The sequence below is a fragment of the Pseudomonas sp. URMO17WK12:I12 genome (assembly GCF_000514395.1).
Taxonomy (GTDB): Bacteria; Pseudomonadota; Gammaproteobacteria; order Pseudomonadales; family Pseudomonadaceae; genus Aquipseudomonas; species Aquipseudomonas mucoides.
The window spans coordinates 1-11,205 of the sequence record NZ_AZVV01000014.1 but is presented as its reverse complement, the minus strand read 5'-3'; the positions used below and the strand labels follow the sequence as shown (position 1 = coordinate 11,205).

The 11,205-nt window shown below is 58.4% G+C and carries 8 protein-coding genes; 7 read left to right on the top strand and 1 reads right to left on the bottom strand.

Annotated elements, in window-relative coordinates; all coding sequences use genetic code 11:
* The first annotated feature begins 18 nt into the window (after nucleotides 1-18).
* From algG to D882_RS0119785, 7 genes are all read left to right on the top strand, one after another.
* Nucleotides 19-1,608, top strand: coding sequence for a mannuronan 5-epimerase AlgG (gene algG, locus D882_RS0119815; protein WP_027924841.1), 1,590 nt, complete (start codon nucleotides 19-21; stop codon nucleotides 1,606-1,608).
* Between the two features lie 10 nt (nucleotides 1,609-1,618).
* On the top strand, nucleotides 1,619-3,067 hold the full coding sequence (locus D882_RS0119810; RefSeq protein ID WP_027924840.1) for an alginate O-acetyltransferase: 1,449 nt from the start codon (nucleotides 1,619-1,621) through the stop codon (nucleotides 3,065-3,067).
* Nucleotides 3,068-3,075: 8 nt separating this feature from the next.
* Nucleotides 3,076-4,200, top strand: a complete 1,125-nt coding sequence (locus tag D882_RS0119805; RefSeq protein WP_027924839.1) for a mannuronate-specific alginate lyase — start codon at nucleotides 3,076-3,078, stop codon at nucleotides 4,198-4,200.
* A 211-nt stretch (nucleotides 4,201-4,411) separates the two neighbouring features.
* The gene (locus D882_RS0119800; RefSeq protein ID WP_027924838.1) at nucleotides 4,412-5,977 is read left to right on the top strand and encodes an MBOAT family protein; all 1,566 of its coding nucleotides are present in this window, start codon (nucleotides 4,412-4,414) and stop codon (nucleotides 5,975-5,977) included.
* A gap of 11 nt (nucleotides 5,978-5,988) precedes the next feature.
* Nucleotides 5,989-7,164 carry an alginate O-acetyltransferase gene (locus D882_RS0119795; protein WP_027924837.1) on the top strand — a complete coding sequence of 392 codons (1,176 nt, stop codon included), beginning with the start codon at nucleotides 5,989-5,991 and terminating at the stop codon, nucleotides 7,162-7,164.
* Nucleotides 7,165-7,178: 14 nt separating this feature from the next.
* On the top strand, nucleotides 7,179-7,835 hold the full coding sequence (locus D882_RS0119790; protein WP_027924836.1) for an alginate O-acetyltransferase AlgF: 657 nt from the start codon (nucleotides 7,179-7,181) through the stop codon (nucleotides 7,833-7,835).
* A 209-nt stretch (nucleotides 7,836-8,044) separates the two neighbouring features.
* Entirely contained in the window at nucleotides 8,045-9,496 is a 1,452-nt protein-coding gene (locus D882_RS0119785; RefSeq protein ID WP_027924835.1) for a mannose-1-phosphate guanylyltransferase/mannose-6-phosphate isomerase, read from the top strand.
* 94 nt (nucleotides 9,497-9,590) lie between these two features.
* On the opposite strand, the gene D882_RS1000000133225 is transcribed toward D882_RS0119785, so the two are convergent.
* On the bottom strand, nucleotides 9,591-11,205 hold a 1,615-nt coding region (locus D882_RS1000000133225), incomplete at its 5' end, for an RHS repeat-associated core domain-containing protein (protein WP_256218439.1).

The following is an 11,205-nucleotide window of genomic DNA, read 5'->3' as shown; positions in this document are numbered from 1 at the left end:
GCGAAGGGAGTGCCCGACATGAACAATTCGAAGCGAGGTTCGATCTCCTTGCTGGCCGGCGCGATGCTGCTGGCCAGCGCGGCTGCCTTCGCCAATGTGGAACCGGTCGTGCCCGTGCAGAAAGGGCAACCGGAGACCATTGCCAAAGGTTTGCAACAGGCCAAGACCTACACCGTCAGCAGCGCACCGACCGCACCGCTGGAGCTGGCCAAGCCAAAGCTGCCGGACCTGTCCGGCTATACCGCCGAAGCCATCGCCGCAAAAATCGTGCGCACCAAGGCCGGCAAGATCAGCGTGCGCCGGATGATGCAGGAAGACGCCCTGAAGGACTTCATCGGTGGCGACAACAAGATGGCCGAGTGGGTGGTGCGTCAGCACGGTATCCCGCAGGCAATCTTTGTCGACGACGGCTACATGAACCTCAAGGACCTGGCGAAGAAGCTGCCCAAGCAGTACTTCAGCGAAACCTCGCCGGGGGTGTTCCTGGCGAAGTTGCCGATTGTGGTTGGCCGTCACGGCATCCTCGAAATCGACAAGCAGACCCAGGAACTGCGTCTGTCCCAAGAGGCCGGTTCGTTCCTGGTCAACGACGGCCAGCTGTTTGTGCGTGACACCAAGATCACCGGCTGGCGCGAGAAGGACAACGGCCCGGCGACGTTCACCTCGCCCAAGGAATTCCGTCCGTTCCTGCTGTCCTGGGGTGGCACCGAGACCTACATTGCCAACAGCAAGATCGCCAGTTTCGGCTACGCCAACAGTAAGTCCTACGGCGTGAGTATTTCCCAGTACACGCCGAACATGGCCAAGGTCTTGAAGCGACCTGAGCCGACCGGCTGGATCGTCGGTTCCGAGTTCTCGGACATGTGGTACGGCTTCTACTGCTACGAAACCCGCGACTTCGTGGTCAAAGGCAACACCTACAAAGACAACATCGTCTACGGCATCGACCCGCATGACCGTTCGCACCGTTTGATCATTGCCGACAACACCGTCTACGGGACCAAGAAGAAGCACGGGATCATTATTTCCCGTGAGGTCAACGACAGCTTCATCTTCAACAACCGCAGCTACGACAACAAGTTGTCGGGCCTGGTGATCGACCGTAACAGCGTGAACAACCTGATCGCCTACAACGAGATCTACAAGAACCACACCGACGGCATCACCCTCTACGAGAGTGCCGACAACCTGATCTACGGCAACAAGGTGATCAGCAACAAACGCCACGGCATCCGTATTCGTAACAGCGTGAACATCCGCCTCTATGAAAACCTGTCCCTGGCCAACGGCCTGACCGGCGTCTACGGCCACATCAAGGACCTGAGCGACACCGACCGCGACATCAAGCTCGACCCGTTCGACGCCGAAGTCTCGCTGATCGTGGTCGGCGGTGAACTGGCCGGCAACGGCAGTGGCCCGCTGTCCATCGACTCGCCGCTGAGCGTCGAGTTGTATCGCGTGTCCATGCTCGCCCCGACCAAATCCAGCGGCATCAGCTTCAGCGGGATTCTGGGCGAGCGTCAGGATGAAATTCTCGACTTGCTGGTGCGCCAGCAGAAAGCCGTGCTGATCGACCCTGTCGAACGCCAGACCGAAATGCGGGACTGAGGATAATTTTATGCACCCACACTTGATCAAATTACTCAGCCTGTCGGCCCTGACCGCCGGCATTCTCGCGGCCAGCGCTGGTGTTCGTGCGGACGACGCTCAAGCGCCGAAGTTTGCTGCCGAACCGTGCTGCAACCTGTGCCCCGAAGCCCATGACGCGAAGAATTACACCACGCGTTATCAACAGAACTTCACCACGTTGGTGCAGGCTCAGGGCGACTGGCTGTTCCGTACGCAAGAAGACTTGCGCACCGAATTCGACACCTCCCCCGCCGGCTACAAACGCATGAAAGAACTGCACGATGCGTTCAAGAGCAAAGGCGTGGAGCTCGTTGTTGTTTATCAACCCACTCGTGGCCTGGTGAACCGCAACAAGCTCAACCCGGAAGAAAAAGCCAAGTACGATTTCGACAAAGCATTGAAGAACTACAAGACCATGCTCGGGCGTTTCGCCGCCATGGGTTACGTCGTGCCGGACCTGTCGCCACTGACCAACGAATCGCTGCCCGACACCCTGCCCGCCCACGACTTCTACTTCCGCGGCGACCAACACTGGACGCCGTATGGCGCCCAGCGCACCGCGAAAATCGTCGCGGAAAAGGTCAAGCAGATTCCAGCGTTTGCCGGCATTCCGAAACGCGAATTCGAGACCCACAGGTCGGGTCGCATGGGCAAGACCGGAACATTGCACAACATGGCCGGTCAACTCTGTGGCACCAGCTACGCGATCCAGTACATGGATCAATTCACCACCGAGCCCAAGGGCGAAGCCGCCGACGGCGATCTGTTCAGCGACGCCGGCAATCCGGAGATCACCCTGGTAGGCACGAGCCACAGTGGCAAGAACTACAACTTCGCCGGTTTCCTCGAAGAGGCCATCGGCGCCGACATCCTCAACGTGGCGTTCCCCGGCGGTGGCCTGGAAGGTTCGATGCTGCAGTACCTGGGCAGCGAAGAATTCCAGACCAAGCCGCCAAAGATTTTGATCTGGGAGTTCTCGCCGCTCTATCGCCTCGACCAGGAAACCATCTACCGCCAGATGATGGCGCTGCTGGACAACGGTTGCGAAGGCAAGGATGCACAACTGTCCGGCAGCACCACGCTGAAGCCGGGCAAGAACGAATTGATGGTCAACAGCAAAAACCTGAACCTGCAAAACAGCAGCCACCAGGTCGACATCCGCTTCGCCGATCCGTCGGTGAAAACCCTGCAAGCCACCCTCTGGTACATGAACGGTCGCCACGAGGACATCAAAATCGAAAAACCGGAAACCTCCGACACCGACGGGCGTTTCGCCTTTGAGTTGCGCACAGACGAAGACTGGGCCTCGCAGAATCTGCTGGCCGTCGAAGTCCAGGGCCCTGAAGCCGGTGCCGCGCCGCAAAAAGTCGAAGCGAAAATCTGCAAACGCAACGTGTTCCCGAGTGCTGAGCAGCGAACTGCTCAGGCCGGGCAATGAGGTCTGCCATGCGAAACCGAACGTTGAAAAATCTGCTCGCGCCATCGTTACTGACCCTGGCGATGTTCGCTGGCGCCACCCAGGCTGCCGCGCCCCTGCGCCCGCCACAGGGTTACTTCGCGCCGATTGAAAAAGTCAAAACCGGCGACAGCAGTGAAGGCTGTGATGCGATGCCGACGCCGTACACCGGCTCGCTGCAATTTCGCAGCAAATACGAAGGCTCCGACAAGGCCCGTTCGACCCTGAACGTGCAATCGGAAAAAGCCTTCCGCGACAGCACCGCCGACATCACCAAGATCGAACGCGGCACCAGCAAGCGCGTGATGCAATTCATGCGTGACGGTCGCCCGGAACAACTCGAATGCACCTTGACCTGGCTGACCGCCTGGGCCAAGGCCGATGCGTTGATGTCCAAGGACTTCAACCACACCGGCAAGTCCATGCGCAAATGGGCACTGGGCAGCATGGCGTCGTCGTACATCCGCCTGAAGTTCTCCGACTCGCATCCGCTGGCCAACCATCAGCAAGAGTCGCAGATGATCGAAGCCTGGTTCAGCAAAATGGCCGATCAGGTGGTCAGCGACTGGGACAACCTGCCGCTTGAGAAAACCAACAATCACTCGTACTGGGCGGCCTGGTCGGTGATGGCCACGTCGGTCGCAACCAACCGCCGCGACCTGTTTGACTGGGCCGTGAAGGAATACAAGGTCGGCGCCAATCAGGTCGACGCGCAGGGTTTCCTGCCGAACGAACTCAAGCGCCAGCAACGCGCCCTCGCCTACCACAACTACGCGTTGCCGCCTCTGGCGATGATCGCCAGTTTCGCTCAGGTCAACGGTGTGGACTTGCGCCAGGAAAACAACGGCGCGCTGAAACGCCTGGGTGATCAGGTACTGGCCGGGATTAAAGACCCGGACATCTTCGAGAAGAAGAACGGCAAGGAACAGGACATGACCGATCTCAAGATCGACTCGAAATTCGCCTGGCTCGAACCGTTCTGCACGCTCTACACCTGCGCGCCGGATGTGCTGCAACAGAAACACAAGATGCAGCCGTTCAAGACCTTCCGCCTCGGTGGGGATCTGACCAAGGTCTACGACCCGGCCAATGAAAAAGGCAACAAGGGTTCCTAGGAAAAATACAAAACCTGTGGGAGCGGGCTTGCCCGCGAAGGCGGTCTGACATTCAACATTGATGTCGACTGACCCACCGCTATCGCGGGCAAGCGCGCTCCCACAGGTTTAGCGTCAAGTTTGAGTTTTGTGTGTTACGCCCTCCGGATTTCGGTGGGGGGTTTGGGGGGGCTGCGGCCCTTGACTGTTGGTTAAACATGGAGAGATCGGGATGGTATTTTCATCCAATGTGTTCCTGTTTCTGTTCTTGCCGATCTTTCTCGGCTTGTACTACTTGAGCGGAATACGCTATCGCAACCTGCTGCTGCTGATCGCCAGCTACGTGTTCTATGCCTGGTGGCGCGTGGACTTCCTCGCGCTGTTCGCCGCCGTCACGCTGTGGAACTACTGGATCGGCCTCAAAGTCGGTGCCGCGGGCGTGCGGACCAAACCGGCCCAGCGCTGGCTGCTGCTCGGCGTCGCCGTCGACCTGTGCATCCTGGGCTACTTCAAGTACGCCAATTTCGGTGTCGACAGCATCAACGCGATGATGACCTCAGTCGGTCTGTCGCCGTTCATCCTGACCCACGTGCTGTTGCCGATCGGGATCTCGTTCTACATCTTCGAGTCCATCAGCTACATCATCGACGTCTACCGTGGTGACACCCCAGCGACCCGCAACCTGATCGACTTTGCAGCGTTCGTGGCGATCTTCCCGCACTTGATTGCCGGCCCGGTCCTGCGTTTCCGCGACCTTGCCGACCAGTTCAACAACCGCACCCACACCCTCGACAAGTTCTCCGAGGGCTGCACGCGGTTCATGCAGGGTTTCATCAAAAAGGTCTTCATCGCCGACACCCTCGCCGTCGTCGCCGACCACTGCTTCGCCTTGCAAAACCCGACCACGGGCGATGCCTGGCTCGGCGCACTGGCCTACACCGCGCAACTGTATTTCGACTTCTCCGGCTACAGCGACATGGCCATCGGCCTGGGCTTGATGATGGGTTTCCGCTTCATGGAAAACTTCAAGCAGCCGTACATCAGCCAGTCGATCACCGAGTTCTGGCGTCGCTGGCACATCAGCCTCTCCACCTGGCTGCGTGACTACCTGTACATCACGCTGGGCGGTAACCGCAAAGGCACACTGATGACCTATCGCAACCTGTTCCTGACCATGCTGCTCGGTGGTCTGTGGCACGGCGCGAACATCACCTACATCGTCTGGGGTGCGTGGCACGGCATGTGGCTGGCGATTGAAAAAGCGCTGGGCCTGAACACCTCGCCGCGCAGCATCAACCCGATCCGCTGGGCGCTGACGTTCCTGCTGGTGGTGATGGGCTGGGTGATCTTCCGCTCGGAAAACCTGCACGTTGCCGGCCGTATGTACGGCGCGATGTTCAGCTTCGGCGAATGGTCGCTGTCGGAACTCAACCAGGCCAGCCTCACCGGCCTGCAGGTGGCAACCCTGGTGGTGGCTTACGTGACCCTGGCGTTCTTCGGCATCCGTGATTTCTACACTAACCGTCCGCCAGAGAAGACCAAGCCTGCCGTCAACGTCGAGACCGATGGTCCTGCCGCTGCGACCCCTGGAACGATCAAAGCCGTACCGGGCGACAACCCGGCCAGCATCCACCAACCGGGTTACACCGTTGGCGTCGAAGCCACCGTGCAACCGGCCTACTGGACCGCTGACTGGTCGCGTTACGTGATGCGCGCCCTGGTGCTGCTGCTGTTCATCGCTTCGATTTTCAAACTCTCGGCGCAAAGCTTCTCGCCGTTCCTTTACTTCCAGTTCTGAGGGATCTGACCATGACCCGCTCATTACGCATCTTCTACATCGCCCTGTTCCTGTTGACCCTGTTGGTCTTGGGCCTGTGGTCCACGCGCAGCTTCTTTGGTTTCAGCACCAGTGCCGACACCACGGTGCTCAACGGCCGCTGGACCAAAGCCGTGGAGACGCACTACGACGACGAGTTTCCGATCAAGCGCCTGGGCACCAACCTCTGGGCCGCGCTGGATTTCAAACTGTTCAACGAAGGTCGTCCGGGCGTCGTGCTCGGCCGCGATCAGTGGCTCTATAGCGATGAAGAGTTCAACCCGATCGTCAACGAAGAGCTGAACCTGCAAGGCAACTACGCGCTGGTCGAAGGCGTGCGCCAGACCCTGAAAGAGCAAGGCGTGCAACTGGTGATGGCGATCGTGCCGGCCAAGACCCGCCTGTACCCGGAACACCTGGGTGAGGTGAAGCCTTCGAGCATTCACGCCAACCTCTACAAGGACTTCCACGACCGTGTCGCGGCCGACAAGATCCTCGCCCCCGACCTGCTCGGCCCGCTGCAAAAGGCCAAGCAGAACGGTCAGCAAGTGTTCCTGCGCACCGACACTCACTGGACGCCGGAAGGCGCACAAGTCGCCGCCGAGACCCTGGCCAAAACCATCGCCGACAAACTCCCGCTGAGCGGCGAACCGCAAAACTTCGTCACTACACCTGCGGAGAAAGTCACGCACAAAGGCGACCTGCGCTTGTTCCTGCCGCTGGACCCGCTGTTCGAAAACCTGATGCCGGCGCAAGAACCGCTGCAGAAGCGCAACACCGTGGCGGCTGGCGATCAGCCGGCCGGTGACGACGCCCTGTTCGCCAACACTGAAGTGCCGGTGGCCCTGATCGGCACCAGCTACAGCGCCAACCCGAACTGGAACTTCGTCGGCGCACTGAAACAAGCGCTGCGCAGCGATGTGGTCAATTACGCCGAAGACGGCCACGGCCCGATCCTGCCGATGCTCAGTTACCTGAAAAGCGATGCTTTCAAGAACAGCCCGCCACAGGTGCTGATCTGGGAGTTTCCTGAACGCTATCTGCCTGTGAACAACGAAATCGGCGACGCCGACCCGCAGTGGGTCGCAGAGCTCAAAGAAGCCGGCGCCCGCCAACAAAACGTAGCCGCAAACACTAAATCCGAGACGCCCGACCGGGCGCAAAACTGAAAGAGAGGTACACCATGACTTTCACTACTACTCCTCGCCGTCTCGCTAAGACTTTCGCTCTTGTCGCTGGCATGAGCGTTCTGTCGATGCACGCCTTCGCCGGTGGCGACGCCGCACTCTACGGCCCGACCGCACCCAAAGGCTCGAGCTTCGTACGGGTCTACAACGCCGGTAATGCTGAAGTCAGCGCCACCGTCGGCACCACTAACCTGAGCGACGTCGCACCGCTGTCCAGCACCGACTTCAGCTTCATGCCGGGCGGCGACTACAGCGCCAAGGTCGGCAGCCAGACCCTGCCGGTGAAACTCGCCGGTGACCACTATTACACCCTGGTCAACAACGCTTCCGGCGCGCCGCAACTGATTGAAGAACCGCCGTTCAAGAACAAGCAGAAGTCCCTGGTGCGTCTGCAGAACCTGAGCGACAAGCCGCTGACCCTGAAAACCGCTGACGGCAAGACCGACGTAGTGCCAAGCGTGGCCGCCAAGGGCCGTGGCGAGCGTGAGATCAACCCGGTGAAAGTCAGCCTGGCGCTGTTTGAAGGCGACAAAAAAGTCGGCGATGTAAAACCGGTTGCCCTGGAACGCGGTGAAGCGGCCGTGCTGTACGTCACCGGCAACGGCAGCAGCCTGTCGCCAGTCTGGGTAAAACGCCCGGTGTCGACGCGCTAATCAATTCTCTGAACTGACCCGGCTCTCTGTGGGCGCTGGCTTGCCTGCGATGGCATCACCTCGGTGAATCTGAAAAACCGAGTCGTCTGCATCGCTGGCAAGCCAGGCTCCCACAGGGGCCGAGGTGAGCGTTCAGAACGAGACAACAACAAGAGTGAAACGACAGAACGTTCGTAGCTCTAACCAATCGATTTTAAAGGAGTAACAACATGATTCCGGTGATCTTGTCAGGTGGTAGCGGCTCACGTCTTTGGCCGCTTTCGCGTAAACAGTTTCCCAAGCAATTCCTTGCCCTGACCGGCGAACACACACTGTTCCAGCAAACCCTGGAACGCCTGGTGTTCGAAGGCATGGACACCCCTATCGTGGTGTGCAACAAGGACCACCGCTTCATCGTCAACGAGCAGTTGAGTAACCGCAAACTCGAAGCCCAGCGCATCCTGATGGAACCGTTCGGTCGCAACACCGCGCCGGCCGTGGCCCTGACCGCGATGATGCTGGTCAATGAAGGTCGTGACGAGCTGATGCTGGTGCTGCCGGCCGACCACGTGCTGGAAGACCAGAAAGCCCTGCAACGCGCCCTGGCCCTGGCCACCGTCGCCGCGGAAAACGGCGAAATGGTGCTGTTCGGCGTGCCGGCCACCAAACCGGAAACCGGTTATGGCTACATCAAGTCGACCAATGATTCGCTGCTGCCGGAAGGTGTCAGCCGCGTTTCGCACTTCGTCGAAAAACCTGACGTCAAACGCGCCACCGAATATGTCGAATCCGGTGGTTATTTCTGGAACAGCGGCATGTTCCTGTTCCGCGCCAGCCGCTTCCTCGAAGAACTGAAAAAGCACGACCCGGACATCTACGACACCTGCCTGCTGACCCTCGAACGCAGCGAGCAAGATGCCGACACCATCACCTTCGACGAAGCCACCTTCGCCTGCTGCCCAGACAACTCCATCGACTACGCGGTGATGGAAAAAACCCAGCGTGCCTGCGTCGTGCCGCTGACCGCTGGCTGGAGCGATGTCGGTTGCTGGGCGTCGCTGTGGGAAGTCAATGAAAAAGACGCCAACGGCAACGTCACCAAAGGCGACGTGGTCATCCAGGACAGCAAAAACTGCATGATCCACGGCAACGGCAAACTGGTGTCGGTGATCGGCCTGGAAAACATCGTGGTGGTCGAAACCAAGGACGCCATGATGATTGCGCACAAGGACTCGGTCCAAGGCGTGAAACAGATGGTCAACACCCTCAACGAACAGGGTCGCAGCGAAACCCAGAACCACTGCGAAGTCTATCGTCCGTGGGGTTCCTACGACTCGGTGGACATGGGCGGCCGCTTCCAGGTCAAGCACATCTCGGTCAAACCGGGTGCGTGCCTGTCGCTGCAAATGCACCACCACCGCGCCGAACACTGGATCGTGGTCAGCGGCACCGCTGAAGTGACCTGCGACGACAACGTGTTCCTGCTCTGCGAAAACCAGTCGACCTACATTCCGATCGCGTCGGTCCACCGTTTGCGTAACCCGGGCAAGATTCCACTCGAGATCATCGAAGTGCAGTCGGGCAGCTACCTGGGTGAAGACGATATCGAGCGGTTCGAAGATATCTACGGTCGCTCCACCCCGATCGAGCGCGGCGTGTCGGTGAAAACCATCGCGCAGTAAGCGTTCAGCAAAATAAAAGCCCCCGTCCAGCCCGCTGCGTCTCCTATCCGCAGCGGGTTGGGCGGGGGCTTTTTTCTGCCGATGTCATGCCAAATCACATTTTCAATGGATTTCTATTTTGCTTTGCAAAGGTTTTCCATTTGTCTAACAACTGGCTAGGTAACGGATTCAATCTGCCTGTCTGAAAATAGCCGCTTTGTAATTCGCTCCTTGTCACATGGCCGGAATCGATCATGAATTTAGCCATGTTCCCGCCCCAATGTTGAGCCTCGCCACCTACGCTCGTTGTGAAATAACCCGTTTTGTACAACGCTCCGGGGTACATATCATTGAAGACCTGATGGGCAAAGTAGTCGGTAATGTGTTCGTCATAATTACTGTTACTGACAGACGTATCCGTCTCTTGCTGAAAACCTATATGTCCGTGCGAAGAAGCATGCAAGGCTTCGTGAACAATCGTCGAGCGAATTTTATCTCTATCAAGCTGACCATTTTCAGAATAATCCGGTGCGGTTACTCCCATATAAATTATTCCGTCTGGCGACGTCCAGGCGGCAGGATTGGCACGCAGTTCTTCCTGGTTGAACTGCATCGTTTCATTGCCAGGAACAGACCTGATTTTTTCAAAAAGTTCTTCGTGTGTTACATCCACTACTTTTATAGGGCGAACCGATACACCAAATAGTTGACTGATCGTGTTGGCCAGCTGGGCCGTGTCGACATAGTCACCTGTTTTCCATGTCGTTGAGGCCTGATTCGCTGGCATTTGCGGACGCGCCAATACAATTGGCTCAAAAAGCCTATGAGCCTGCGCGGCTTGCCCAGACCCTGATGGCCCTGGCGGCACTGGGCCGAAACCAGGCGGTGGTGGAGGTGGCAGGGCTAGTGAAGGTGGCCTTGGAGGTGCGGGGGGGGTATTCGGTTTATCAGGCTTCCGTCCATCGATATCGATCAACGTGACAGGGTTATTTCTAACCATTCGATACAGGTTCAAACCATCCACCGCACCTGCCGGATCGGGATTTAGCCAACGCTGTAGCCACGGTATGTAGTACCGAAACCCATAATAATAAAGCCTCGTCGCATCCCGCTCCTTGCCTGAATACCGAATGGTTTTGTAGTCGACTGCAACGGCATCTGTGTCGGCACACCACGCGGTCTCACCGAAGGGATAAAAAACTTCCCGGCTGATGACTTGTGCATCGTCAGCCAGTTCCACCGTGCAGGAATTCAGGTGATCGACCAGGGTGTACCGATACTGATCGTTGATGCCGGGCGGTGGATCGCTTTCCCAGTGCAACACCCGAACGGAATTAAGGCCAGCCTGTGCGGTGATGACTTCCAGCCTCTCACCGGTGCCACTGTCGGTACGCAGTTCCAGCCCTGGCAAGTAACGCACTTCGGCTATCACGGTTCTGGCATGGGTCTGCAACGAGCGAATTTTTTGTACCCGTTGGCCACCGCCATCGTAGAGGTAGGACTCAACGTCATTGCGTCCGGAATCGCGCTCCACCGGGCTGACCGACTGCAACTGATTGCGCAGGTCCCACGTCAAAAAACGCCCCTGATCCAGCTCCAGCAAATTGCCCTTGGCGTCGAATGCCGTCGTGATTTGTTCTTCCGTGGGGGGCACGCCGTTACGCCAGGGCAAACAGCGATTGCTGTACTGCGCAGCTTTCAGATCACGTCCCGGACTTTGCGAGCCGACA